This is a genomic window from Shigella sp. FC1567 (assembly GCF_001743015.1).
In the GTDB taxonomy this organism is placed as follows: domain Bacteria; phylum Pseudomonadota; class Gammaproteobacteria; order Enterobacterales; family Enterobacteriaceae; genus Escherichia; species Escherichia coli.
Genome location: NZ_MIIV01000443.1, coordinates 1 through 25438, shown reverse-complemented (window position 1 = coordinate 25438; position 25438 = coordinate 1). Strand labels below are relative to the sequence as shown.

Sequence of the window (25438 nt, the reverse complement as noted above, 5' to 3'; positions counted from 1 at the left end):
TTTCTGGTGCGTACCGGGCTGAGAGGCGGTGTAAGTGAACTGTAGTTGCCATGTTTTACGGCAATGAGAGCAGAGATAGCGCTGATGTCCGGCAGTGCTTTTGCCGTTACGCACCACGCCTTCAGTAGCGGAGCAGGAAGGACATCTGATGGAAATGGAAGCCACGCAAGCACCTTAAAATCACCATCATACACTAAATCAGTAAGTTGGCAGCATTACCCAGCAGCTATTACACCTTTTATCTGATGCAAAAATTCGGATTATCTATCCAGAATGCCCAGCTTCATCTGTTTGCCTTCCTGTTTGCCGTTGCGGCAGGTACGGTGATCGGCGGGCCTGTAGGGGATAAAATTGGACGGAAATATGTGATTTGGGGCTCTATCCTCGGCGTTGCGCCGTTTACGCTGATTTTACCCTACGCCAGCCTGCACTGGACGGGGGTTTTAACGGTGATTATTGGATTTATCCTCGCTTCGGCATTCTCTGCCATTCTGGTCTACGCTCAGGAGCTACTTCCGGGACGTATCGGTATGGTTTCTGGACTCTTTTTCGGTTTTGCTTTTGGCATGGGAGGTCTGGGAGCGGCAGTTCTGGGGCTTATCGCCGATCACACCAGCATCGAGTTAGTCTATAAAATCTGTGCTTTCCTGCCACTATTGGGGATGTTGACCATATTCCTGCCTGATAACCGGCATAAAGACTGATTTCATTGCAGCCAAAGGCAAACTTTGGCTGCATCGTTTTACAGTCGCCATAAGCCTTTCCTCTGTTAAACCGCCTTCTGTTTTCCGATCCGTGCTTTTTTTGCAGCTAATTCCATTTTTCTGCAAAATTCAATAATTATTCATGAACATCATCAATGAAATTGTCATAAACTATTACCTGTAATTTTGGTTTTCCCGGCCAAAAATGGACAATAACCACCAGGAAAAGGAGACGGAATGCATCACGCCACCCCGCTTATCACCACCATTGTTGGCGGCCTTGTGCTCGCCTTTATCCTCGGCATGCTGGCCAATAAACTACGTATTTCTCCTCTGGTGGGATATCTGTTAGCGGGTGTGCTGGCAGGACCATTCACTCCGGGCTTTGTTGCCGATACCAAGCTTGCGCCGGAACTGGCTGAACTGGGCGTCATTCTGTTGATGTTTGGCGTCGGTTTGCACTTTTCGCTGAAGGATTTGATGGCGGTAAAGGCCATCGCCATTCCCGGTGCGATCGCCCAGATAGCCGTGGCGACGCTGCTGGGTATGGCGCTCTCTGCCGTGCTGGGCTGGTCGTTAATGACCGGTATCGTGTTCGGTTTATGTCTTTCCACCGCCAGTACCGTGGTGTTACTGCGCGCACTTGAAGAACGGCAATTAATTGACAGTCAGCGTGGGCAAATCGCCATCGGTTGGTTGATTGTGGAAGACCTGGTAATGGTTCTGACGCTGGTGTTGCTGCCCGCAGTGGCAGGAATGATGGAACAGGGCGATGTGGGCTTTGCCACTCTTGCAGTCGATATGGGGATCACCATCGGCAAAGTGATCGCATTTATCGCCATTATGATGCTGGTAGGTCGCCGTCTGGTGCCGTGGATTATGGCACGCAGCGCGGCAACCGGTTCTCGCGAGCTGTTTACCCTGTCGGTGCTGGCGCTGGCGTTAGGGATTGCCTTTGGTGCGGTAGAGCTGTTTGATGTCTCCTTTGCACTCGGTGCGTTCTTTGCCGGGATGGTACTGAACGAGTCTGAACTGAGTCACCGTGCCGCCCACGATACGCTGCCATTGCGCGACGCGTTTGCGGTGCTGTTTTTTGTCTCCGTCGGGATGTTGTTTGATCCGTTAATTCTGATTCAGCAACCGCTGGCAGTGCTGGCGACGCTGGCGATTATTCTGTTTGGTAAGTCGTTAGCCGCATTTTTCCTGGTGCGACTGTTTGGTCACTCCCAACGTACGGCATTAACCATCGCCGCCAGCCTGGCGCAGATTGGTGAGTTCGCGTTTATCCTGGCGGGACTGGGAATGGCATTGAATTTACTGCCGCAGGCCGGACAAAACCTGGTACTGGCAGGGGCGATCCTGTCGATTATGCTCAACCCGGTACTGTTCGCACTACTGGAGAAATATCTGGCGAAGACCGAAACGCTGGAAGAGCAGACGCTGGAAGAGGCAATCGAAGAAGAGAAGCAGATCCCAGTGGATATTTGCAACCATGCGCTACTGGTGGGTTACGGTCGTGTAGGCAGCCTGCTGGGGGAGAAATTGCTCGCCTCTGATATTCCGCTGGTGGTGATTGAGACGTCACGAACCCGTGTTGATGAGCTGCGAGAGCGCGGGGTCCGCGCAGTATTGGGCAATGCGGCGAACGAAGAAATTATGCAACTGGCGCATCTGGAATGTGCAAAATGGCTGATCCTGACGATTCCCAACGGTTATGAAGCGGGTGAGATTGTGGCATCTGCCCGCGCGAAAAATCCGGATATTGAGATTATTGCCCGCGCCCATTATGACGATGAAGTGGCGTATATCACCGAACGTGGTGCGAATCAGGTAGTGATGGGCGAGCGTGAAATCGCCCGTACCATGCTGGAACTGCTGGAAACGCCACCGGCGGGTGAGGTGGTGACGGGGTAAACGGTGGTTGCCGGATGTAAAATATGAAAAATATGTAGGCATGATAAGACGCGCCAGCGTCGCATCAGGCATCGAGAGCCAAATGCCAGATGCGGCGTGAACGCCTTATCTGGCCTACGAACCGACGATAACTTAACGATCCCAGTAAGACTCTTCCAGGCTGTCTTCACGCTCCGGCAAGCCGCGCGTTAAACGAGGTGAATGCTGGTTCAGTACCTGATAGCTCACACGGTTAGCATATTTACACACCTGCGCTAACGATGAATAAGTTAACCAGGTGAATTTATGTTTGCTGGAGTTTGGTACGTTGCTACGATGGTAGCTGTTGGCGGTAATGTCATGCAGCAACGCTGCCAATGCGCCATCCCCCGCTCCATTAGTGTTCATGATTTTTTCCGGCCCGCCCATGTACGGCGCAATGTGCGAATATACACGCAGCGGATTCTGGCAATCCTTGTGGCGCATGGCGCGGCTAAACTCATACTGGTTGAATTCCGCTATAGCGCCCGGCAGCAGCGGATGCTGGGTTTTACGTTTCGCTTCGTCTTCGGTAAAGCCCGCCATATACAAGCCGATTGGCCCGGCGGTGCACAGCACCAGATCTACCCAGTCTAGCGCCTTGTCAGATGCCAACAACGGATCGCTTTCTCCGGTCAACGCTTCGGCTTCATCTTCGTTCATCGCAAGGATAGAGACGTGATCTTTGAGGAATTGCTGCCACCACTGCGGATTCTCGGCAATGACAAACTTGGTGCCCAGCGTCAGCACCACCGGTACGTTATATTTCTTCGCGTACTCAATGGCTTTCATGGTTGCTTCCGGCATGGGTTCACCCGGTTTGCAACGCACCAGATAAGAGGTGAGAACCAGTGCCGAGGCTCCGGCAATCACATCTTCCGGAATGCTTTCAGCCCGCAGCTGGTTCATGTGGCCTGGACTGATAGCAAAGGTACGTTCCCCGGACTCGCCAATCAGCGTAAAGCAACGACCAATCGGGCCATCCACGCCTTGTAGATAGTTAAGATCGGTACGGCTGGAAGTGTTACACAGGTAACGATAGGCATAACTGCCAATTTCAATATTGCTGCACATGACGCCCAGCAGCACCGAACGGTCGTCCGCGAGCACCGAGTAGTTGTGCATGGTGTTACCAATGGTGCCACCCGCAAACTGATGGGTAATCAGGTTTTTCTGTTTTAGCTCCTGATAAAGCGCTTCGGCTACGTCATCCTCAATCACCAGTGAATGCCCGGCGCTTAATCCATAACGCTCAATGAATTCATCATCCACTTTCGCTTCAATATCGACCAGCGTCTGGTCAATACCTACGACCCAGGCGGCGCTGGTTTCGTTTTCTGGCTGGAATTGCTGAAGCAGCGGATCGCGTGCATTTACAGGGAAGTAATGTTTGGATTTACGTTTACCGGGAAATTTCATGGTTGTTTTTACGGGTGGTTAACTGAGCGGCGAATGTTAACACAATCTGACGGGAGCGCGCGAGACGCAGCCAGTTTCAATATCAGCAGGCGGGATCGCATTTTCATGGCAGTGGTTCCTTACAATGACGTAATTTGAAAGGAGTTTTTGTATGAAGCCGGAAAACAAACTACCTGTTCTGGACCTTATTTCTGCTGAAATGAAGACCGTTGTGAATACTCTTCAGCCGGATTTACCGTCCTGGCCCGCAACGGGAACGATTGCTGAGCAACGACAGTATTACACGCTTGAGCGCCGATTCTGGAATGCGGGCGCTCCAGAAATGGCAACCAGAGCTTACATGGTTCCAACAAAATATGGGCAGGTGGAAACACGTCTCTTTTGTCCGCAGCCAGATAGCCCGGCGACGCTATTTTATTTGCATGGAGGCGGTTTTATTCTCGGCAATCTCGATACCCACGATCGCATCATGCGCCTGCTGGCAAGCTACAGCCAATGTACGGTGATTGGTATTGATTACCCCCTTTCACCTGAAGCGCGTTTTCCGCAAGCGATAGAGGAAATTGTGGCTGCTTGTTGTTATTTCCACCAGCAGGCGGAGGATTATCAAATCAATATGTCCCGCATTGGCTTTGCCGGTGATTCCGCAGGTGCCATGCTGGCGCTCGCCAGTGCGTTGTGGTTGCGTGATAAACAGATCGATTGCGGTAAAATTGTGGGTGTTTTGCTGTGGTATGGGCTTTACGGATTACGGGATTCCGTGACTCGTCGTCTGTTGGGCGGTGTCTGGGATGGCTTAACGCAACAGGATTTGCAGATGTATGAAGAGGCGTATTTAAGCAACGACGCGGACCGCGAGTCACCGTATTACTGTCTGTTTAATAATGATCTCACTCGCGAAGTTCCGCCCTGTTTTATTGCCGGGGCGGAGTTCGATCCGCTGCTGGATGACAGCCGTCTGCTTTACCAGACGTTAGCGGCGCATCAGCAGCCCTGTGAGTTCAAACTCTACCCAGGTACGCTGCATGCCTTTTTGCATTATTCACGAATGATGAAAACCGCCGACGAGGCTCTTCGCGACGGCGCTCAGTTCTTTACCGCTCAGCTTTAGCGATACGCGGCAACAAGATTAGCCATCATTTCGATATATTCTGGCGTGGCATTAAGCGCTGGAATATATTCATATTTTTTCCCGCCGGCACCGAGGAAGACCTCACGGTTTTGCTCGGCAATCTCTTCCAGCGTCTCCAGACAATCCGCAGCAAAGCCCGGGCACATCACCTGTATATGACCTACGCCTTTTTCTCCGAGCATTTTCAGCGTTTCGTCGGTATAAGGCATCAGCCAGGGTTCCCGGCCAAAGCGCGACTGAAAGGTCATCATCACTTTTTCCGGTGCCATCCCCAGTGCGGAAGCCAGTTCGCGAGTCGTTGTGCGGCAACGTTGCGGGTAATCATCGCCTTCATCTGCATAACGCTGGGGAATGCCATGATAAGAGAGCAGCAGCAGATCCGGTTCGCCATGTTTGGCAAAAGAAGCGCGTACGCTGTTCGCCAGTGCATTAATGTAATCGTGGTTATCGGCGTAATCACGAATAAACGATATCCCCGGAATGCTACGTTTGCGCGCCAGAATGCGTGCCAGTTCATCCCATACCGCACCGACCGTAGAACAGGAGAATTGCGGATAAAGCGGCAGCACCACAATATGATCTACATGCTCTGCCAGGAGTTCATCGACGGCGCTTTCCAGTGATGGCGAGCCGTAGCTCATTCCCAGCGCTACAGGCGTCTCCGGTAAACGTTGTGCCAGCGCCTGCTGTTGCTGGCGGCTGTAAACCATCAGCGGCGAGCCACCTTCCATCCAGACAGAGGCATACAGCTTCGCCACACGCGGCGAGCGCAGCGGCAAAATAACGCCGCGCAGCAATGGCCACCATAACAACCGTGAGGTATCAACCACGCGTCTGTCGCTTAAAAATTGTTTCAGATAGCGTTTTACCGCTTCAGGTGTGGGGGCATCGGGCGTACCCAGGTTTGCCAGCAGGATACCGGTTTTAGTCTGACGCATTACCGCCTCTTATCGATTCAACTTGTTGATAATTGTAGCGGAAAAGTGAGGAAGAAGAACTAATTGCTGTGAGAGGTATTGCCTGAGGTGGATGAGCAGACCTGCCCGAAAGCAGATCTGCTGCGGCTTGATTAGCCGAGGATTTTTTCCAGATCAGCGCGAACTTCAGCAACCGGCTTGGTGCCGTCAACTTTCGCGTATTTGGTGTTACCCGCTTCCGCTTCTTTGGAGTAGTAGCCGATCAGCGGTGCAGTCATCTGATGGTATTCAACCAGACGTTTACGTACGGTTTCTTCCTGATCGTCTTTACGGGTAGTCAGTTCTTCACCGGTAACGTCGTCTTTGCCTTCTACTTTCGGCGGATTGAATTTAACGTGATAAACACGACCAGACGGCGCATGAACGCGGCGGCCTACGATACGATCAACAATCAGTTCGTCCGGTACGTCGAATTCCAGAACGTAATCAACATTGATGCCCGCTTCTTTCATCGCGTCTGCCTGCGGAATGGTACGCGGGAAGCCGTCCAACAGGAAACCATTACGGCAGTCTTCCTGAGCAATGCGCTCTTTAACCAGCGCGATCACCAGTTCGTCGGTGACCAGTTTGCCAGCATCCATAATGTCTTTTGCTTGTTTACCCAGCTCGGAGCCAGATTTGACCGCAGCACGCAGCATATCGCCAGTGGAGATTTGCGGAATACCATATTTCTCCATGATGAACTGAGCCTGAGTCCCTTTCCCCGCGCCCGGAGCGCCAAGCAGAATGATACGCATTGCGAAAATCCCCTTAAAATGTGTCGAATTTTTTGAAAAAGCGATAAACGATACCACCAACAGGCGATTGCCTCAAGAAAGGCACCTGAGGCTGAAACGGTTAATGGCGAGATAATTTGCGGAAAGTGCTGATGATGAAAAGAAAAATGCCGATGACACAAAGGTCATCCGGCATGACATCAGGAAACCAGCAGCTGGTTCATACGACGAATAAACAGGTTCGGATCTTCCAGCGTGCCGCGTTCTGCCAGCAGCGCCTGATCCAGCAGCAGTTCTACCCACTCGCTGAACTTCGCTTCATCTTCAGTATCTGCCGCACGTTTCACCAGTACGTGATCCGGGTTCAGTTCGAAGATGTATTTCACTTCTGGCACTTTCTGGCCCGCCGCAGCGAACAGTTTCGCCATCTGAGTGCTCATTTCGTCCGCGTCGGTCGAAACGATCGCTGGCGTATCGGTCAGACGGTGAGTCAGACGGACATCTTTCACGCGCTCGCCGAGCAAGGCTTTCACACGGTCGATGAACGGAGTCAGTGCTTTCTCCGCTTCTTTCGCGCTCTCATCAACTTCGTCAGCCAGTTTTTCCAGCGACTCGTCAACTTTAGACACCGACTGGAACGGTTTACCGTCGAACTCAGTCAGATAGTTCATCATCCACTCATCGATGCGGTCGGAAAGCAGCAGAACTTCGATGCCTTTCTTACGCAGCAGTTCCAGGTGCGGGCTGCTCTTCGCTGCCGCATAGCTGTCTGCGGTGATGTAGTAGATTTTCTCCTGCCCTTCTTTCATGCGGGAAACGTAGTCTTCCAGAGATACGGTCTGCGCAGAAGAATCGGTATGGGTAGAAGCAAAACGCAGCAGTTTGGCGATCGCTTCCTGGTTAGCGAAATCTTCCGCCGGACCTTCTTTCAGTACCAGGCCAAACTGTTGCCAGAAGGTCTGGTATTTTTCCGCGTCGTCTTTCGCCAGTTTTTCCAGCATTTGCAGCACACGCTTGGTCAGCGCATTGCGCAGGTTACGCGTTACCGTGCTGTCCTGGAGGATTTCACGGGAAACGTTCAGCGGCAGATCGCTGGAGTCAATCAGACCACGCACGAAGCGCAGATAGTTCGGCATGAACTGTTCTGCGTCGTCCATGATGAACACACGCTGGACGTACAGTTTCAGGCCGTGTTTATGATCACGGTTCCACATATCCCACGGAGCCTGGGACGGGATGTACAGCAGGCTGGTGTACTCCTGCTTACCTTCAACGCGGTTGTGGCTCCAGGTCAGCGGATCATTAAAGTCGTGGGCGATGTGTTTGTAGAACTCTTTGTACTCTTCATCGGTGATTTCCGACTTGTTACGAGTCCACAGCGCCTGCGCTTTGTTGATTTTCTCCCAGGAGATAACGGTTTCGCCGTCTTTCTCTTCGCGTTTTTCGATCTCTACCGGCAGCGCGATATGGTCGGAGTATTTGCTGATGATGGAACGCACGCGCCAGTCATCGAGGAACTCGTCTTCGCCTTCACGAAGATGCAGGGTGATTTCAGTACCACGATCTTCTTTGGTGATGTCGGCAACGGTATATTCACCTTCGCCAGCCGATTCCCAGAAGACGCCGTTTTCTGGTTTTTCGCCTGCCGCGCGAGTACGCACAGTCACTTTGTCGGCCACGATAAACGCAGAGTAGAAACCAACACCAAACTGACCGATCAGCTGGCTGTCTTTCGCCTGGTCAGAACCCAGGGATTCGAGGAATGATTTGGTACCGGATTTAGCGATAGTCCCCAGATGGTCAATCACTTCGTCGCGGGTCATCCCCACGCCGTTATCGGAGATGGTCAGCGTGCGCTTGTCTTTATCGAAAGAGACACGAACGCGCAGTTCGCCATCACCTTCGTACAGGTCCGGGTTAGATAGCGCACGGAAACGCAGCTTGTCCGCCGCATCGGAGGCGTTAGAGATAAGCTCACGCAGGAAGATTTCTTTATTGGAATAGAGAGAATGGATCATCAGGTGCAGAAGCTGTTTCACTTCTGACTGAAAACCACGAGTTTCTTGTCCTTTCATGTAGGTCTACCTCAATAATGCCATTTTAAGGTTAAAAACAGGATGAGGGAGAGATGGGGACAAGGGAGAATAATTTCAAGCGAGAGCAGGTGATCCTGCTCTCGTTTGCTTAAAAACGAATCTTATGACGCCCGGCAAGGGAGTGTGACAGCGTGGTGCCATCGACCATTTCCAGTTCGCCGCCAACCGGTACGCCATGAGCGATTCGGCTAGCTTCCACGTCATATTGCGCGCAAAGCTCGGCAATGTAGTTAGCGGTAGCTTCACCTTCAACCGTGGGATTGGTGGCGAGGATCACTTCAGTGATTTTTTCCTCTGCCAGACGCTGTTCCAGACGATCAAGCCCGATATCATCCGGACCGATGCCGTCCAGCGGTGACAGATGCCCCATCAACACAAAATAACGACCAGAAAACTGCCCCGTCTGCTCAATGGCGTAGATGTCCGCCGGACTCTCCACCACACAGATTTGACCGTTTTCCTGACGACGCGGATTCGAACAGATGTTACAGACTTCCTGTTCGGTGAAAGTGCGGCAATCGGCGCAGTGGCCGATTTCCGACATCGCCCGGGTGAGCGCCTGCGCCAGACGCATCCCGCCGCTACGATCGCGCTGAAGCAGCGTGAACGCCATACGCTGCGCCGACTTCGGGCCAACGCCCGACAGACAGCGCAGTGCTTCCATAAGCTGTGTTAACAGCGGGCTGGTTTGCATCAGAACGGCATCTTAAAGCCAGGCGGCAGCTGCATTCCGGAGGATACAGAGGCCATTTTTTCTTTCTGCGTTTCTTCAATACGACGTGCTGCGTCGTTGAATGCTGCAGCCACCAGGTCTTCCAGCATCTCTTTGTCGTCTTCCAGCAGGCTCGGGTCGATCTCTACGCGACGGCAGTTGTGTGCACCGTTGATGGTCACTTTTACCAGACCTGCGCCAGATTCGCCGGTGACTTCCAGCTGCGCGATCTCTTCCTGCATTTTCTGCATTTTTTCTTGCATCTGCTGGGCTTGCTTCATCAGGTTACCCAGACCGCCTTTACCAAACATAGGTTTCTCTCTCAATCACGTTAAGGATGACGAACGTAAGCTGTGCTTACGATCAAATGGGGCGGATACTTTCTTCATCCAGCTCCGCATCGAAGAACCGACGCAGGGTCTGAATATTATTATCCGCAATAATGGACTCGCGCGCCTGCGCAAGTTTTTCTTCGTATATCGCCTGACGCCATTCCAGCGGCGTACGCACCGCGGGATTATCATCTTCAACGATAGTCAGTTCAACCGTTGAACCTTTTAACGTGCTCAACGCTTCAGCCAGTTTTTGCTGTGCACCGCGGTTGTTCAAATGCCGCTGAGAGGAGCGCAAATGCAGACATACTGCGTTGTCGCTCTCCTCTTTCCAGGCATTTAAGGCCACCTGTTCGACCAGTTTTGGTAGCGAAAGTTGACTCACCCGTGCCGCCCACGGGTCGCGCTCAATGGCTTCTGCCGCTAGCTTCGCCGCCAGTTCCGGCGTTTTTTCATGTTCCAGCGCTTTTTTCAGCGCCTTCGGCGTGGCGACCACTTCTTTTTGCTGCATCACCGGAGTGGTCGCCTTCCAGCGATACGCTTCTTTTTTGGCTGGCGCTTTTTCCAGCGCCGATGGCACCGGACGCGCGCGGGTAGCGGCTGCCGGTTCACTCTTTTTTGCTTTGGTTGCTCCCTGCACGCGCTGCAACTGCTGGCGCGCCGCCAGCACCTGGCTGGTGGTTTCCGGGAGCGGTACAGTCGGTGCCTGCTGCGGCGCTGATTGCGGTTGCGGCGGCACCTGGGTTGGCGTCATTACTGCCGTTGGCGCGACGGGTGCAAAGGACTGGCGCGGCACTTCTGGCTCAGGCAGAGGCATACGTGGATGGAACGCCAGCGCGCGCAGCAGCGTCATCTCAACGCCCATGCGGCGGTCCGGCGCATACGGTAATTCTTTGCGACCAATCAACAGCGTCTGATAGTAAAGCTGAATATCCGTCGGCGGTATGGTGCGCGCCAGTTCACGCATCCGCAGCTCAATGGCGGCCATGTCGTTGCCAAGTGCAGCAGGCGAAAGTTGTACCATCGCAATACGATGCAACAGGCCGAGCATTTCCACCAGCAACGCTTCCCACTCGATACCACGGGCAGCGGCTTCATTAATCAGCGCCATTACGCGCTCGCCGTTGGCCTCGACCATCGCTTCAACCAGCGACAGCGCCTGATCGTCATCAAGCGTACCCAGCATCGCACTGACTGCCTGGGTTGAAACCTGGCCGTCACCGCTGGCAATCGCCTGGTCGGTCAGACTTAAGGCATCTCGCAGGCTGCCTTCAGCGGCGCGCGCCAGCAATTGCAACGCCCGCGGCTCGTGAGCGATATGTTCTTCGTTGAGGATGTGCTCAAGTTGATGGCGAATTTGCTCGACATCCAGCGCCTTGAGATGAAATTGCAAACAGCGCGACAAAATCGTCACCGGCAATTTCTGTGGATCGGTCGTCGCCAGCAGAAACTTAACGTGCTCCGGCGGCTCTTCAAGGGTTTTTAACAGTGCGTTAAAGCTGTGGCGCGACAGCATATGCACTTCGTCGATCAGATAAACTTTGAAACGACCACGCGCCGGAGCGTACTGGACGTTATCCAGCAGGTCGCGGGTATCTTCAACTTTGGTGCGCGAGGCGGCGTCGATTTCAATCAGATCGACAAAGCGCCCCTGCTCGATTTCACGACAGTTATCGCACACGCCGCACGGCGTCGCGGTAATGCCGGTTTCGCAGTTTAGCCCCTTCGCCAGCAGTCGGGCGATAGAGGTTTTTCCGACGCCACGGGTACCGGAAAAAAGATAAGCATGATGAATACGCCCTAACGACAAGCCGTTCGCCAGTGCGGTCAGCACATGTTCCTGGCCGACGACGTCAGCAAAGGTTTGTGGGCGCCATTTTCGGGCTAAGACCTGATAACTCATTGGCAGGCTCTGAAACGCTGGAAGGTGGATTCACGAAGGGGTAATGCTAACACAGCCCCGTCAGAACGGCGAGGCTGAATGCACATCTTGTGCTGTCCGTAGCGTGGGCAGCACAAGACTGGCGATAATTAATGGCCCGGGAACGGGACAAGGCTGTAGCTGGTAATGCCCTGTTTTTCGAGACGCTGTTCGCCGCCGAGATCGAACAGGTTGATAATGAACGCAGCGTCAGCCACTTCACCACCCAGACGACGGATCAGTTTAACGGTCGCTTCGATAGTGCCGCCGGTTGCCAGCAGATCGTCCACCACCAGAACTTTGTCGCCCGGTTTGATGGCATCAACGTGGATCTCCAGCTGATCGGTGCCGTATTCCAGGTCGTAAGTTTCACTGATGGTTTCACGCGGCAGTTTGCCCGGTTTACGGACCGGTACAAAGCCAACGCCCAGACCCAGAGCTACCGGAGCGCCAAACAAGAAGCCACGCGCTTCGGTGCCGACAACTTTGGTAATGCCCGCATTTTTGTAACGCTCAACCAGCAAGTCGATGCTGAGAGCGTAAGCTTTCGGGTCTTCCAGTAAGCTGGTGACATCGCGGAAAAGAATGCCGGGTTTTGGGTAGTCCTGAATGCTTTTGATGCTATTTTTGAGATACTCAAGCTGCTGTGCAGTCGCGGTCATAAGTGTATGCCTGCTTGTTACGGTGGTACTCACGGCGCGTTTTAAACGTATCAAAAGTAACAGTTGTTTAACCTTTGACCGCCTGCGCCTGTGCTCGAAAACGCCAGAATGTACTGGCTGTACGCAATAATTGCAACTGCGATTGTTGTGCTTCAGTGCTTTTCTTGCTTTTCATCAATCACCGGAATTCGCCACATATAGAAAAGCAAACAGGCGAGAATTACCAGCAACATGATGCGCACCCATGGCATCTGGACGAACCACAGAGAAATGGCAAACGTGAGCAAAATAAGCAAAATCGCCCGCGGTTTGACGCCGCGCGGCATCGCATGATGTTTCTGCCAGAAACGTAGATAGCTGCCAAACCATGAGCGGTACAGCAACCAGGCGTGAAAGCGCGGGGAAGAACGGGCAAAGCACCAGGCCGCCAGCAGGATAAACGGCGTCGTCGGTAATACCGGTAATACCACGCCCAGCGTACCCAGCACTACCGCCAGCCAGCCAATGATGATTAAAATGATTCGTTGCATATTGAGTGTTGTCAGCTTACAGAGTGGCTACTTTAGCATAACAATTATCATTTTCATTGAGGTCTTATCGTGAAAACCGCCCTGCTGCTGGAAAAACTGGAAGGACAGCTCGCTACGCTGCGTCAGCGTTGTGCCCCGGTAGCGCAATTTGCCACGCTAAGTGCCCGTTTTGACAGACACCTTTTTCAAACCCGTACGACAACACTGCAGGCTTGTCTCGATGAGGCTGGCGATAATCTGGCTGCGCTTCGTCATGCAGTTGAGCAGCAACAGCTGCCGCAAGTGGCCTGGCTGGCGGAACATCTGGCGGCACAACTGGAAGCCATCGCGCGTGAAGCCTCCGCCTGGTCATTGCGCGAGTGGGACAGTGCGCCACCGAAAATTGCCCGCTGGCAGCGTAAACGTATTCAGCATCAGGATTTTGAGCGGCGGCTACGTGAGATGGTTGCCGAACGCAGAGCCCGCCTGGCGCGGGTGACCGATCTCGTGGAACAGCAAACGCTGCATCGTGAAGTGGAAGCCTATGAAGCGCGCCTGGCACGCTGCCGCCATGCGCTGGAAAAAATCGAAAACAGGCTAGCGCGCTTAACCCGCTAGCAATGGAGAGAGTATGTCACTGGAAAATGCCCCTGACGATGTCAAACTGGCTGTCGATTTGATTGTGCTGCTGGAAGAAAATCAGATCCCAGCCCGCACCGTGCTGCGCGCGCTGGATATTGTAAAACGCGATTATGAAAAGAAATTAACGCGCGATGATGAGGCGGAAAAGTGAGAAATAAATGGGGCCGCTAAATGTCCCCTAAGATTGTGGGCAAACGCAAAACTGCCTGATGCGCTACGCTTATCAGGCCTACACCGCTCCTGCAATACATTGAATTCTTGCGGTTTCGTAGGCCGGATAAGGCGGTCACGCCGCATCCGGCATGAACAACGCGCACTTTGTCAGTAATCTCGGGGCAACTAAATGTCGCCCCCTTTGGTTATTACCCTACCGCTGGCGTCGGGTCATCGCCTTTGTAGTCGCGTTTTACTTCCGTCACCTCATCGCCCTTCTCGTTGTGCAGATGCACTTCAAGCTGGTTAAAGGCAATGTTGATGTCGTTTTCACGGCACAGCTGATCGATAGTACGGTTCAGCTCATCGACAGTACGACTACGGTCACGCAGTTCACGCACATACAGACGCAGCTCATGATCCAACGTGCTGGCACCAAACGCCGTAAAGAAGACTTCCGGCATTGGTTCGTGCATCACCCTTGGGTGCTCAGTCGCCGCCTTCAGTAACACTTTACGCACTTTTTCCAGATCGGAGCCATAGGCCACGCCGAGACGGATCACCAGACGCGTAGTAGTGTCAGTCAACGACCAGTTGATCAGACGCTCGGTAACAAACGCTTTGTTCGGGATGATCACTTCTTTGCGATCGAAATCGGTAATCGTTGTCGCACGAATACGGATCTTACTTACCGTCCCCGAGAAGCTACCAATGGTTACCGTATCGCCAATACGCACCGGACGTTCGAACAGAATGATCAAACCGGAGACGAAGTTACCGAAAATTTCTTGTAAACCAAAACCAAGACCTACGGATAATGCTGCCGCCAGCCACTGGAGTTTATCCCAAGAGACGCCCAGCGATCCGAACACCGTCATCGCACCAACGGCAATAATGATGTAGTTAAGGATGGTAGTAATGGCATACGACGCGCCCTGGCGCATATTCAGTCGCGAGAGCACCAGCACTTCCAGCAAACCAGGCAGGTTGCGAATCAACGCCCAGGCCACCATTGAGGCGATAATCGCAAACAACAGACTGCCCATGGTGACGTTTTTCACCACCGCAGCGCCAGCTTCAGTACCGTTGTAATGCCAGAGCGTAATGCTGTCGATATAGCTGAACACGGTGATCAAATCGGACCAAATTGCCCAGAACATGACACCGAACAGCGCAAACATCAGCAACATGGTAATACGCAGCGTCTGCTGGTTAACCTGTTCCAGTGCAATGGTGGGTTCTTCCGGCGGTTCGGCACCTTCTGCGCCCTCTTTCACCAGATTCTGCCGACGCGCCAGCGCACGACGCCAGGCGATACGCCGCGCCGCTACGCTTAAGCCGCGCAATACCGTCTGGTAGAGCAAGTTCCAGATGATCACCAGATAAACGGTTTCAATCCAACGCCCGGAGAGGCGCAGCGTGGTGTAGAAATAACCCGTGGCAGTCAGCACCATCAATGCAATCGGGATAATCGACAGCACGGTAATGGTGACCAGTCGCATGGTGTGCGACTCTTTATCACGCCAGCTTTCGCGGCACATTGGCCATACCAGGAAGGCAATCAGCAGCAGGTTGAAGAAAATCATCGCTTGCCCCAGCACATCATCCATCAGATGCAGCGGGGAAAGTTCTGCCACCACAGACCAGAAATGGATAGGCAGCAATGCGAGACTGATGCGGACAATTTGCCGACGCCAGTGGCTGGTCTGCTGTTCCGGCATGCCGAAGTGACGCACGGCAACGCCGTTCTTCTCCAGTACCTTCCAGCACAGGCCAAACACCAGCCAGAAAATCGCCAGTTTTTTGCTGAACGACCATAGCAGTTCGCTGATGTTGAGCTGCATGGTCAACAGAATCAAGCCAACCGCGAGAATAATCAGGCACACCGGCAGCGCGCGGATCAGGTCGATAAGGATCGCTTTTGGTGTGTTGAGCTGGCTATCGTTACGCAGGGAACCCACAGCGGAAGCCAGTTTTTGTTGATACGCTTTCAGCCAGCCCAGACGCCAGTGGATCAGCCCGACAATCAACAGCAGCGGCAAACCGGCGAGGAAAGCGATAAAAACGGCAGGCCAGGCTTTTTCCCAGTTCACCGTGATTTTCATCGACTTAAATTCATCTTTCAGGCTTTGCGGGAACGCTTTGATCCAGTCCCAGTCCATTGGACGGTTACTGTTCACCCAAAAGATTTGCTGAGTCAGGATGGATTTCAGGTTTTTCGATACGCTCATTAACTGCTGCTGGTTGATTTGCAGGTTAATGGCCATCATCAGCTGGTTACCCAACTGTTTGTTGAGTTGATCCAGCAATTCGCGACGCATATCAACCACTTGCAATAACGCATCGTGAACTTCGCTGTTGACTTCGTTGGTGTGACCTTCTTCCAGTTTGTTGACGAACGCATCGCTCTGGAAGAGTGCATCACGCTGCTGGTTAACTTCAAACTGTTCGAGACGCAAATCCGCGATGCGGTTGGTCATGTTTTCCAGTTCATCCGCCGAGGGCAGCGTTTGTTGTTGCTGGTAAAGGATACGAGACAACAGCAGGCTGCCCTTCAGGACGGCAATCTGCTCTTTAATATTGCGTTCCGATTGCAGCGCCCGCTCCAGCCAGTTTTTGACTTTAATGTTTTGCTGCATCAACTGATTACCGTTTTCAGTCGCGGTAATCAGACGCTGACTTAACTGCTGGTTAATTTCCAGTTCCTGTTTCACCAGCGGATTAGCCTGAATACGCGCGGCTTCATCCGGGGAGACGGCTTCCTGCGCCGTTTTTTCAGTTAAAGTCAGGCGCTTGCTGTTTACCGCTTCTTGCAACAGCTGCAACTGGTGCTCCAGACGGGCGCTGTTCGCCGTCACGTAATCACGTTGCTTTTGCAAGGTATCCTGCAAGACGGTGTTCCCTTCCAGGCTTTTACGCTGCTGGTCAATCTCCGCATTCAGCAACGCCTGCTGAGCCTGCATTAACACTTTCTGGCTGGGACGTAAGGCAGTCTCGCCGACATCAGTCCCATCCAGACGACTGCGAATTTGTTGCAGCTGCTGCGAAGCGTTATACATCGCATTTTGCACGCGTTCGGGCTGCGTCTGTAACGAAACCAGCTGGCTGTTATAAGACGCCAGATCGTTTTGTGCGTTTTGCAAATCGTCCAGCGCCTGGGCAACGCGAGTTTCCAGCTGGCGCAACGAAAGCGTACTCAGAATTTTGCGCGTTTCTTCGTCGTTATCGACATCGCTAAGTGCTGTTAACGCCGCGGTCGCCTGGCGCATTTTTTCCGGCGCTTCAGCGACTTTTTGCCGTAGCTGAACTGTCTCTTCTTTTATGCGATCGATTTTATCGAGGGTGGCTAATGTATCTGTCAGATCCTGCAGCTCCAGTTTGTCCTGAGCAGAAAGATCTTTTTGTTTATTTAGTGAGTCAAGTTGCGCCTGCAGGTCCGCTTTTGTCGGCAGATCACCATTCGATGACGCCCGCGCAAACGCCGTGTTCTGGCATAACAAGACAAAAACAAAAGCAATAAATGCTGAAAAAACAAAATGCCGTGATCGTTTGTAATACTGGAACATAGTCATGATGAATGAAGGTTTCTGAACCTGAAGAACGACCTGAAAAAGTCAAACCGCAAGAATATCACGACGCAGTGAACCAGAATAGCAACGACGAAAATGTCCAGGAAAAATCCTGGAGTCAGATTCAGGGTTATTCGTTAGTGGCAGGATTACGAAGCGTGGGGCACAGGAGATACATCTCCAGTAAGATGGCGACGTAATCGCGGGCTTCTTTTTTAAGATCAAAAGATTGCGGGGCAAAGAGCCAGTTTTCCATCAGGCCGGAAATATAGCCGCGCATAATAATTGCTGCCCGACGCGTCATTAAATCCGCAGGCAACATTTTCGCTTCAATACAATGTTTTAACGTTTGTTCTATACGGTCATAACTTTCCAGACAGAGATTACGTTGTGCCTGTTGCACAACAGCCATTTCTCCGACAAATTCGCATTTGTGGAATATAATCTCCATCAATAATCGACGTCGTTCTTCTGTCACCGTGGATTCAAGAACATGAATTAATATCTCTCTTAATACTGAGAGTGGATCGCCAGGGAATTTTGCCTGATACTCAAGCTCTAGTTCACCAATATTGGATTCTGACAGTTCCCAGATCTCACTGAACAAATCCGACTTGTCTTTAAAATGCCAGTAGATTGCACCGCGCGTAACGCCAGCTGCTTTTGCAATCTCACCCAGCGAGGTGGATGATACCCCCTGCTGTGAGAAAAGACGTAGAGCCACATCGAGGATGTGTTGGCGCGTTTCTTGCGCTTCTTGTTTGGTTTTTCGTGCCATATGTTCGTGAATTTACAGGCGTTAGATTTACATACATTTGTGAATGTATGTACCATAGCACGACGATAATATAAACGCAGCAATGGGTTTATTAACTTTTGACCATTGACCAATTTGAAATCGGACACTCGAGGTTTACATATGAACAAAAACAGAGGGTTTACGCCTCTGGCGGTCGTTCTGATGCTCTCAGGCAGCTTAGCCCTAACAGGATGTGACAACAAACAGGCCCAACAAGGTGGCCAGCAGATGCCCGCCGTTGGCGTAGTAACAGTCAAAACTGAACCTCTGCAGATCACAACCGAGCTTCCGGGTCGCACCAGTGCCTACCGGATCGCAGAAGTTCGTCCTCAAGTTAGCGGGATTATCCTGAAGCGTAATTTCAAAGAAGGTAGCGACATCGAAGCTGGTGTCTCTCTCTATCAGATTGATCCTGCGACCTATCAGGCGACATACGACAGTGCGAAAGGTGATCTGGCGAAAGCCCAGGCTGCAGCCAATATCGCGCAATTGACGGTGAATCGTTATCAGAAACTGCTCGGTACTCAGTACATCAGTAAGCAAGAGTACGATCAGGCTCTGGCTGATGCGCAACAGGCGAATGCTGCGGTAACTGCGGCGAAAGCTGCCGTTGAAACTGCGCGGATCAATCTGGCTTACACCAAAGTCACCGCTCCGATTAGCGGTCGCATTGGTAAGTCGAACGTGACGGAAGGCGCATTGGTACAGAACGGTCAGGCGACTGCGCTGGCAACCGTGCAGCAACTTGATCCGATCTACGTTGATGTGACCCAGTCCAGCAACGACTTCCTGCGCCTGAAACAGGAACTGGCGAATGGCACGCTGAAACAAGAGAACGGCAAAGCCAAAGTGTCGCTGATCACCAGTGACGGCATTAAGTTCCCGCAGGACGGTACGCTGGAATTCTCTGACGTTACCGTTGATCAGACCACTGGGTCTATCACCCTACGCGCTATCTTCCCGAACCCGGATCACACTCTGCTGCCGGGTATGTTCGTGCGCGCACGTCTGGAAGAAGGGCTTAATCCAAACGCTATTTTAGTCCCGCAACAGGGCGTAACCCGTACGCCGCGTGGTGATGCCACCGTACTGGTAGTTGGCGCGGATGACAAAGTGGAAACCCGTCCGATCGTTGCAAGCCAGGCTATTGGCGATAAGTGGCTGGTGACAGAAGGTCTGAAAGCAGGCGATCGCGTAGTAATAAGTGGGCTGCAGAAAGTGCGTCCTGGTGTCCAGGTAAAAGCACAAGAAGTTACCGCTGATAATAACCAGCAAGCCGCAAGCGGTGCTCAGCCTGAACAGTCCAAGTCTTAACTTAAACAGGAGCCGTTAAGACATGCCTAATTTCTTTATCGATCGCCCGATTTTTGCGTGGGTGATCGCCATTATCATCATGTTGGCAGGGGGGCTGGCGATCCTCAAACTGCCGGTGGCGCAATATCCTACGATTGCACCGCCGGCAGTAACGATCTCCGCCTCCTACCCCGGCGCTGATGCGAAAACAGTGCAGGACACGGTGACACAGGTTATCGAACAGAATATGAACGGTATCGATAACCTGATGTACATGTCCTCTAACAGTGACTCCACGGGGACCGTGCAGATCACCCTGACCTTTGAGTCTGGTACTGATGCGGATATCGCGCAGGTTCAGGTGCAGAACAAACTGCAGCTGGCGATGCCGTTGCTGCCGCAAGAAGTTCAGCAGCAAGGGGTGAGCGTTGAGAAATCATCCAGCAGCTTCCTGATGGTTGTCGGCGTTATCAACACCGATGGCACCATGACGCAGGAGGATATCTCTGACTACGTAGCGGCGAATATGAAAGATGCCATCAGCCGTACGTCGGGCGTGGGTGATGTTCAGTTGTTCGGTTCACAGTACGCGATGCGTATCTGGATGAACCCGAATGAGCTGAACAAATTCCAGCTAACGCCGGTTGATGTCATTACCGCCATCAAAGCGCAGAACGCCCAGGTTGCGGCGGGTCAGCTCGGTGGTACGCCGCCGGTGAAAGGCCAACAGCTTAACGCCTCTATTATTGCTCAGACGCGTCTGACCTCTACTGAAGAGTTCGGCAAAATCCTGCTGAAAGTGAATCAGGATGGTTCCCGCGTCCTGCTGCGTGATGTGGCGAAGATTGAGCTGGGTGGTGAGAACTACGACATCATCGCAGAGTTTAACGGCCAACCGGCTTCCGGTCTGGGGATCAAGCTGGCGACCGGTGCAAATGCGCTGGATACCGCTGCGGCAATCCGTGCTGAACTGGCGAAGATGGAACCGTTCTTCCCGTCGGGTCTGAAAATTGTTTACCCGTACGACACCACGCCGTTCGTGAAAATCTCTATTCACGAAGTGGTTAAAACGCTGGTCGAAGCGATCATCCTCGTGTTCCTGGTTATGTATCTGTTCCTGCAGAACTTCCGCGCGACGTTGATTCCGACCATTGCCGTACCGGTGGTATTGCTCGGGACCTTTGCCGTCCTTGCCGCCTTTGGCTTCTCGATAAACACGCTAACAATGTTCGGGATGGTGCTCGCCATCGGCTTGTTGGTGGATGACGCTATCGTTGTGGTAGAAAACGTGGAGCGTGTTATGGCGGAAGAAGGTTTGCCGCCAAAAGAAGCTACCCGTAAGTCGATGGGGCAGATTCAGGGCGCTCTGGTCGGTATCGCGATGGTACTGTCAGCGGTATTCGTACCGATGGCCTTCTTTGGCGGTTCTACTGGTGCTATCTATCGTCAGTTCTCTATTACCATTGTTTCAGCAATGGCGCTGTCGGTACTGGTAGCGTTGATCCTGACTCCGGCTCTTTGTGCCACCATGCTGAAACCGATTGCCAAAGGCGATCACGGGGAAGGTAAAAAAGGCTTCTTCGGCTGGTTTAACCGCATGTTCGAGAAGAGCACGCACCACTACACCGACAGCGTAGGCGGTATTCTGCGCAGTACGGGGCGTTACCTGGTGCTGTATCTGATCATCGTGGTCGGCATGGCCTATCTGTTCGTGCGTCTGCCAAGCTCCTTCTTGCCAGATGAGGACCAGGGCGTATTTATGACCATGGTTCAGCTGCCAGCAGGTGCAACGCAGGAACGTACGCAGAAAGTGCTCAATGAGGTAACGCATTACTATCTGACCAAAGAAAAGAACAACGTTGAGTCGGTGTTCGCCGTTAACGGCTTCGGCTTTGCGGGACGTGGTCAGAATACCGGTATTGCGTTCGTTTCCTTGAAGGACTGGGCCGATCGTCCGGGCGAAGAAAACAAAGTTGAAGCGATTACCATGCGTGCAACACGCGCTTTCTCGCAAATCAAAGATGCGATGGTTTTCGCCTTTAACCTGCCCGCAATCGTGGAACTGGGTACTGCAACCGGCTTTGACTTTGAGCTGATTGACCAGGCTGGCCTTGGTCACGAAAAACTGACTCAGGCGCGTAACCAGCTGCTTGCAGAAGCAGCAAAGCATCCTGATATGTTGACCAGCGTACGTCCAAACGGTCTGGAAGATACCCCGCAGTTTAAGATTGATATCGACCAGGAAAAAGCGCAGGCGCTGGGTGTTTCTATCAACGACATTAACACCACTCTGGGCGCTGCATGGGGCGGTAGCTATGTGAACGACTTTATCGACCGCGGTCGTGTGAAGAAAGTTTACGTCATGTCAGAAGCGAAATACCGTATGCTGCCGGATGATATCGGCGACTGGTATGTTCGTGCTGCTGATGGTCAGATGGTGCCGTTCTCGGCATTCTCCTCTTCTCGTTGGGAGTACGGTTCGCCGCGTCTGGAACGTTACAATGGCCTGCCATCCATGGAAATCTTAGGCCAGGCGGCACCGGGTAAAAGTACCGGTGAAGCAATGGAGCTAATGGAACAACTGGCGAGCAAACTGCCTACCGGTGTTGGCTATGACTGGACGGGGATGTCCTATCAGGAACGCCTCTCCGGCAACCAGGCACCTTCACTGTACGCGATTTCGTTGATTGTCGTATTCCTGTGTCTAGCGGCGCTGTACGAGAGCTGGTCGATTCCGTTCTCCGTTATGCTGGTCGTTCCGCTGGGGGTTATCGGTGCGTTGCTGGCTGCCACCTTCCGTGGCCTGACCAATGACGTTTACTTCCAAGTAGGCCTGCTCACAACCATTGGGTTGTCGGCGAAGAACGCGATACTTATCGTCGAATTCGCCAAAGACTTGATGGATAAAGAAGGTAAAGGTCTGATTGAAGCGACGCTTGATGCAGTGCGGATGCGTTTACGTCCGATCCTGATGACCTCGCTGGCGTTTATCCTCGGCGTTATGCCGCTGGTTATCAGTACTGGTGCTGGTTCCGGCGCGCAGAACGCAGTAGGTACCGGTGTAATGGGCGGGATGGTGACCGCAACGGTACTGGCAATCTTCTTCGTTCCGGTATTCTTTGTGGTGGTTCGCCGCCGCTTTAGCCGCAAGAATGAAGATATCGAGCACAGCCATACTGTCGATCATCATTGATACAACATGTAATCACTAAGGCCGCGCAAGCGGCCTTTTTTATGCATAACCTACGAACATTAAGGAGTAATTGAACCACCAACTCAGGATCTCATACGAAAACCAGTATTAACCACGGATAAAATTCATAAAAAATACTGATTGTTAGTTAATTTATATTAAGTAGCGCTAATAGATTTAATAATCCATAATCATTTAGAGGCTATTCTTAATTATTTGCGGTAATTCTTTATTCATTCCTCGGTTATTACGTCATATTCAGAGCAATCCTGGTATTAGTGTCACCAATTTCATCTGGCGATAATCCTGAAATGTTATGAACAGTTCGAGCAAACTGCTTTTACCTGCTGCGGGTTAGTGCTAGTATGAAAAAGTGAGTCCTGTCCCGATTCCTTCCTAATTGTAATTTTTCGTAATAATGCAATGAATACCTGCAAAGAGTGGCTTATAGTTAAGCTAACAAACGAGAGGGCAAGTCCAGGTCAGTAAGTTTTTTCCATCCCGAAAGGTGTCCGTTAGTTCAACCGCTAAGAAGGGGACGCGTTATGGATGAATACTCACCCAAAAGACATGATATCGCACAGCTTAAGTTTCTCTGTGAAACCCTGTATCATGACTGCCTTGCAAACCTTGAAGAAAGCAATTATGGCTGGGTTAACGACCCAACCTCGGCGATCAACCTCCAGTTGAATGAACTGATTGAGCATATTGCGACCTTCGCACTTAATTACAAAATTAAGTATAATGAAGACAATAAGCTCATTGAGCAGATCGACGAATATCTGGATGACACCTTTATGTTGTTCAGTAGTTATGGTATTAATATGCAGGATCTTCAGAAATGGCGGAAGTCAGGTAATCGACTATTCCGTTGTTTTGTCAATGCGACGAAAGAGAATCCTGCGAGTTTATCTTGTTAGAATTATTACAACCATGGGTAGAAGTATGTCCGAAAAACCTTTAACGAAAACCGATTATTTAATGCGTTTACGTCGTTGCCAGACAATTGACACGCTGGAGCGTGTTATCGAGAAAAATAAATACGAATTATCAGATAATGAACTGGCGGTATTTTACTCAGCCGCAGATCACCGCCTCGCCGAATTGACCATGAATAAACTATACGACAAGATCCCTTCCTCAGTATGGAAATTTATTCGCTAATAAATAATTCGCTTTCGGAGCTATAACCGGCTGTTTATTAAGAATTTTATACTTTTTCACCATGAAGACATACCCTATGTGATCTTTATCACACAGATGTAATGGGAACGTTCTGTTCACTGACTTTTCGTCTTACTGTGTTGCCGCATTTTCAGCAACCGGAGGTCAGTAATGAGCACAGAAAAAGAAAAGATGATTGCTGGTGAGTTGTATCGCTCGGCAGATGAGACGTTATCTCGCGATCGCCTGCGCGCTCGTCAGCTTATTCACCGATACAATCATTCCCTGGCGGAAGAGCACACATTACGCCAGCAAATTCTCGCTGATTTATTCGGTCAGGTGACAGAGGCTTATATTGAGCCAACGTTTCGCTGTGATTATGGCTATAACATTTTTCTCGGCAATAATTTTTTCGCCAACTTCGATTGCGTGATGCTTGATGTCTGCCCTATTCGCATCGGTGATAACTGTATGTTGGCACCAGGCGTTCATATCTACACGGCAACACATCCCATCGACCCTGTAGCACGTAATAGCGGTGCTGAACTGGGGAAACCCGTCACCATCGGTAATAACGTCTGGATTGGCGGACGCGCGGTCATTAACCCTGGTGTGACCATTGGTGATAACGTCGTGGTAGCTTCAGGTGCAGTTGTCACAAAAGGTGTCCCGGACAACGTTGTCGTGGGCGGTAATCCAGCCAGAATAATTAAAAAATTGTAATCGGTTTTTCGCAACTGTTATGCAAAATTGTGGTAGATCTGTTACTTCCCCTCTACTATTCCCACGTTAAAATAGGGTGTTCCCTGGAAAGTTGCAGATACCACGAAGGCAAACGATGACCGAAATACAACGCCTGCTGACCGAAACGATTGAGTCTCTGAATACCCGCGAAAAACGCGACAACAAACCCCGCTTTAGTATCAGTTTTATCCGTAAACATCCGGGGCTGTTTATCGGTATGTACGTTGCTTTTTTTGCCACCCTGGCGGTGATGTTGCAGTCCGAAACGCTGTCAGGCTCTGTCTGGCTACTGGTTGTATTATTTATCCTGCTTAATGGTTTCTTCTTTTTCGATGTCTACCCACGCTACCGCTATGAAGATATCGACGTGCTGGATTTCCGCGTTTGCTATAACGGCGAATGGTACAACACGCGCTTTGTACCTGCCGCGCTGTGAGGTGTACTGGCAATAGCGGACACTACCATTTGTTCTTTTTTAAGCAGCCATCTGATGATATTTTTCCCTGAAGGCTGCCGGGGAGATATTCCCCAGACGAGAGTGACGACGCTGACGATTGTAGAAAATCTCAATGTATTCCCGTATTACTGAGATGGCTTCATCCCGGTTATTAAAACGATAGTGGCTCAGGCTCTCATTTTTCAGCGTTCCCCAGAAGCTTTCCATCGGAGCGTTGTCGTAACAGTGACCTTTACGCGACATTGATGTTTTCAGACCAGACTGCTCCTGTATGACCCGGTAATCGTATGCGCAGTACTGTGAACCTCGATC

At 51.7% G+C, this 25438-nt stretch carries 22 protein-coding genes, 2 pseudogenes and 1 other annotated feature; of the genes and pseudogenes, 11 read left to right on the top strand and 13 right to left on the bottom strand.

Annotation, left to right across the window (positions count from 1 at the left end; genetic code table 11):
• Positions 1–165, bottom strand: a 165-nt coding sequence (locus tag BHE85_RS19520) for an IS1 family transposase (RefSeq protein ID WP_047664789.1), incomplete at its 3' end; no start/stop codon positions are given.
• A 56-nt stretch (positions 166–221) separates the two neighbouring features.
• On the opposite strand from BHE85_RS19520, the pseudogene fsr reads away from it, so the two are divergent.
• A pseudogene (gene fsr, locus BHE85_RS19515) lies at positions 222–704 on the top strand (fosmidomycin MFS transporter); the annotation flags it as partial.
• Positions 705–941: 237 nt separating this feature from the next.
• Complete coding sequence (gene ybaL / locus BHE85_RS19510; protein WP_000546228.1) at positions 942–2618, top strand: YbaL family putative K(+) efflux transporter; 1677 nt, start codon at positions 942–944, stop codon at positions 2616–2618.
• A 132-nt stretch (positions 2619–2750) separates the two neighbouring features.
• Here ybaL and gsk read toward each other — a convergent pair whose 3' ends face one another.
• Complete coding sequence (gene gsk / locus BHE85_RS19505) at positions 2751–4055, bottom strand: inosine/guanosine kinase (RefSeq protein ID WP_000671574.1); 1305 nt, start codon at positions 4053–4055, stop codon at positions 2751–2753.
• Between the two features lie 151 nt (positions 4056–4206).
• Here gsk and aes point away from each other — a divergent pair, with 151 nt between their 5' ends.
• Positions 4207–5166: an acetyl esterase gene (gene aes / locus BHE85_RS19500; RefSeq protein WP_000801835.1), complete on the top strand. Its 960-nt coding sequence runs from the start codon at positions 4207–4209 to the stop codon at positions 5164–5166.
• On the opposite strand, the gene hemH is transcribed toward aes, so the two are convergent.
• The 8 genes from hemH to BHE85_RS19460 all read right to left on the bottom strand — a co-directional run bounded on the left by hemH (position 5163) and on the right by BHE85_RS19460 (position 13133).
• The gene (gene hemH, locus BHE85_RS19495) at positions 5163–6125 is read right to left on the bottom strand and encodes a ferrochelatase (protein WP_001250106.1); all 963 of its coding nucleotides are present in this window, start codon (positions 6123–6125) and stop codon (positions 5163–5165) included. The two genes, aes and hemH, sit on opposite strands and share 4 nt — an antisense overlap.
• Before the next feature lie 131 nt (positions 6126–6256).
• Positions 6257–6901: an adenylate kinase gene (adk, locus tag BHE85_RS19490; protein ID WP_001220233.1), complete on the bottom strand. Its 645-nt coding sequence runs from the start codon at positions 6899–6901 to the stop codon at positions 6257–6259.
• A 179-nt stretch (positions 6902–7080) separates the two neighbouring features.
• Positions 7081–8955 (bottom strand): molecular chaperone HtpG, encoded by a 1875-nt coding sequence (htpG, locus tag BHE85_RS19485; protein WP_000678201.1) that lies wholly within the window; start codon positions 8953–8955, stop codon positions 7081–7083.
• A gap of 109 nt (positions 8956–9064) precedes the next feature.
• A complete protein-coding gene (gene recR / locus BHE85_RS19480; RefSeq protein WP_001195032.1) occupies positions 9065–9670 on the bottom strand; it encodes a recombination mediator RecR in 606 nt (201 codons plus the stop codon).
• A complete protein-coding gene (locus tag BHE85_RS19475; protein WP_000467098.1) occupies positions 9670–9999 on the bottom strand; it encodes a YbaB/EbfC family nucleoid-associated protein in 330 nt (109 codons plus the stop codon). Before BHE85_RS19475 ends, recR begins: the two co-directional genes overlap by 1 nt.
• A 52-nt stretch (positions 10000–10051) precedes the next feature.
• On the bottom strand, positions 10052–11923 hold the full coding sequence (dnaX, locus tag BHE85_RS19470) for a DNA polymerase III subunit gamma/tau (protein ID WP_000122022.1): 1872 nt from the start codon (positions 11921–11923) through the stop codon (positions 10052–10054).
• Positions 10595–10659, bottom strand: a sequence feature (DnaX frameshifting element). (Overlaps the previous gene by 65 nt.)
• A 128-nt stretch (positions 11924–12051) precedes the next feature.
• Positions 12052–12603 (bottom strand): adenine phosphoribosyltransferase, encoded by a 552-nt coding sequence (gene apt / locus BHE85_RS19465; RefSeq protein WP_000127356.1) that lies wholly within the window; start codon positions 12601–12603, stop codon positions 12052–12054.
• A gap of 152 nt (positions 12604–12755) precedes the next feature.
• A complete protein-coding gene (locus tag BHE85_RS19460) occupies positions 12756–13133 on the bottom strand; it encodes a DUF454 family protein (protein ID WP_001188905.1) in 378 nt (125 codons plus the stop codon).
• A gap of 69 nt (positions 13134–13202) precedes the next feature.
• Here BHE85_RS19460 and priC point away from each other — a divergent pair, with 69 nt between their 5' ends.
• Positions 13203–13730: a primosomal replication protein N'' gene (gene priC / locus BHE85_RS19455; protein WP_000844866.1), complete on the top strand. Its 528-nt coding sequence runs from the start codon at positions 13203–13205 to the stop codon at positions 13728–13730.
• Between the two features lie 13 nt (positions 13731–13743).
• Entirely contained in the window at positions 13744–13905 is a 162-nt protein-coding gene (gene rsmS, locus BHE85_RS19450) for a pleiotropic regulatory protein RsmS (protein WP_000051146.1), read from the top strand.
• Positions 13906–14116: 211 nt separating this feature from the next.
• Here the strand turns inward: rsmS and mscK are convergent, their stop codons facing one another.
• Together mscK and acrR are read right to left on the bottom strand one after the other, a co-directional pair.
• A complete protein-coding gene (gene mscK / locus BHE85_RS19445; protein ID WP_000177708.1) occupies positions 14117–17479 on the bottom strand; it encodes a mechanosensitive channel MscK in 3363 nt (1120 codons plus the stop codon).
• A 127-nt stretch (positions 17480–17606) separates the two neighbouring features.
• Complete coding sequence (gene acrR / locus BHE85_RS19440; RefSeq protein ID WP_000101737.1) at positions 17607–18254, bottom strand: multidrug efflux transporter transcriptional repressor AcrR; 648 nt, start codon at positions 18252–18254, stop codon at positions 17607–17609.
• Positions 18255–18395: 141 nt separating this feature from the next.
• On the opposite strand from acrR, the gene acrA reads away from it, so the two are divergent.
• From acrA to BHE85_RS19410, 6 genes and pseudogenes are all read left to right on the top strand, one after another.
• Positions 18396–19589, top strand: coding sequence for a multidrug efflux RND transporter periplasmic adaptor subunit AcrA (acrA, locus tag BHE85_RS19435; RefSeq protein WP_011379103.1), 1194 nt, complete (start codon positions 18396–18398; stop codon positions 19587–19589).
• Positions 19590–19611: 22 nt separating this feature from the next.
• Positions 19612–22761: an efflux RND transporter permease AcrB gene (gene acrB, locus BHE85_RS19430; RefSeq protein WP_001132469.1), complete on the top strand. Its 3150-nt coding sequence runs from the start codon at positions 19612–19614 to the stop codon at positions 22759–22761.
• Between the two features lie 545 nt (positions 22762–23306).
• On the top strand, positions 23307–23681 hold the full coding sequence (gene tomB, locus BHE85_RS19425; RefSeq protein ID WP_000344809.1) for an Hha toxicity modulator TomB: 375 nt from the start codon (positions 23307–23309) through the stop codon (positions 23679–23681).
• Positions 23682–23706: 25 nt separating this feature from the next.
• Positions 23707–23925 (top strand): HHA domain-containing protein, encoded by a 219-nt coding sequence (locus tag BHE85_RS19420; RefSeq protein WP_001291435.1) that lies wholly within the window; start codon positions 23707–23709, stop codon positions 23923–23925.
• A gap of 171 nt (positions 23926–24096) precedes the next feature.
• Entirely contained in the window at positions 24097–24648 is a 552-nt protein-coding gene (maa, locus tag BHE85_RS19415) for a maltose O-acetyltransferase (protein WP_000102569.1), read from the top strand.
• Between the two features lie 115 nt (positions 24649–24763).
• Positions 24764–25102, top strand: a pseudogene (locus BHE85_RS19410) (YlaC family protein); the annotation flags it as partial.
• A gap of 42 nt (positions 25103–25144) precedes the next feature.
• Here the strand turns inward: BHE85_RS19410 and BHE85_RS19400 are convergent.
• Positions 25145–25438: integrase core domain-containing protein (locus BHE85_RS19400; RefSeq protein ID WP_146627975.1), on the bottom strand; the 294-nt coding region annotated here is incomplete at its 5' end.

Coding starts and splice junctions, on each gene's coding strand:
- ybaL (WP_000546228.1), top strand. CDS start 942: ATGCATCACGCCACCCCGCTTATCACCACCATTGTTGGCGGCCTTGTG.
- gsk (WP_000671574.1), bottom strand. CDS start 4,055: ATGAAATTTCCCGGTAAACGTAAATCCAAACATTACTTCCCTGTAAAT.
- aes (WP_000801835.1), top strand. CDS start 4,207: ATGAAGCCGGAAAACAAACTACCTGTTCTGGACCTTATTTCTGCTGAA.
- hemH (WP_001250106.1), bottom strand. CDS start 6,125: ATGCGTCAGACTAAAACCGGTATCCTGCTGGCAAACCTGGGTACGCCC.
- adk (WP_001220233.1), bottom strand. CDS start 6,901: ATGCGTATCATTCTGCTTGGCGCTCCGGGCGCGGGGAAAGGGACTCAG.
- htpG (WP_000678201.1), bottom strand. CDS start 8,955: ATGAAAGGACAAGAAACTCGTGGTTTTCAGTCAGAAGTGAAACAGCTT.
- recR (WP_001195032.1), bottom strand. CDS start 9,670: ATGCAAACCAGCCCGCTGTTAACACAGCTTATGGAAGCACTGCGCTGT.
- BHE85_RS19475 (WP_000467098.1), bottom strand. CDS start 9,999: ATGTTTGGTAAAGGCGGTCTGGGTAACCTGATGAAGCAAGCCCAGCAG.
- dnaX (WP_000122022.1), bottom strand. CDS start 11,923: ATGAGTTATCAGGTCTTAGCCCGAAAATGGCGCCCACAAACCTTTGCT.
- apt (WP_000127356.1), bottom strand. CDS start 12,603: ATGACCGCGACTGCACAGCAGCTTGAGTATCTCAAAAATAGCATCAAA.
- BHE85_RS19460 (WP_001188905.1), bottom strand. CDS start 13,133: ATGCAACGAATCATTTTAATCATCATTGGCTGGCTGGCGGTAGTGCTG.
- rsmS (WP_000051146.1), top strand. CDS start 13,744: ATGTCACTGGAAAATGCCCCTGACGATGTCAAACTGGCTGTCGATTTG.
- mscK (WP_000177708.1), bottom strand. CDS start 17,479: ATGACTATGTTCCAGTATTACAAACGATCACGGCATTTTGTTTTTTCA.
- acrR (WP_000101737.1), bottom strand. CDS start 18,254: ATGGCACGAAAAACCAAACAAGAAGCGCAAGAAACGCGCCAACACATC.
- acrA (WP_011379103.1), top strand. CDS start 18,396: ATGAACAAAAACAGAGGGTTTACGCCTCTGGCGGTCGTTCTGATGCTC.
- acrB (WP_001132469.1), top strand. CDS start 19,612: ATGCCTAATTTCTTTATCGATCGCCCGATTTTTGCGTGGGTGATCGCC.
- tomB (WP_000344809.1), top strand. CDS start 23,307: ATGGATGAATACTCACCCAAAAGACATGATATCGCACAGCTTAAGTTT.
- BHE85_RS19420 (WP_001291435.1), top strand. CDS start 23,707: ATGTCCGAAAAACCTTTAACGAAAACCGATTATTTAATGCGTTTACGT.
- maa (WP_000102569.1), top strand. CDS start 24,097: ATGAGCACAGAAAAAGAAAAGATGATTGCTGGTGAGTTGTATCGCTCG.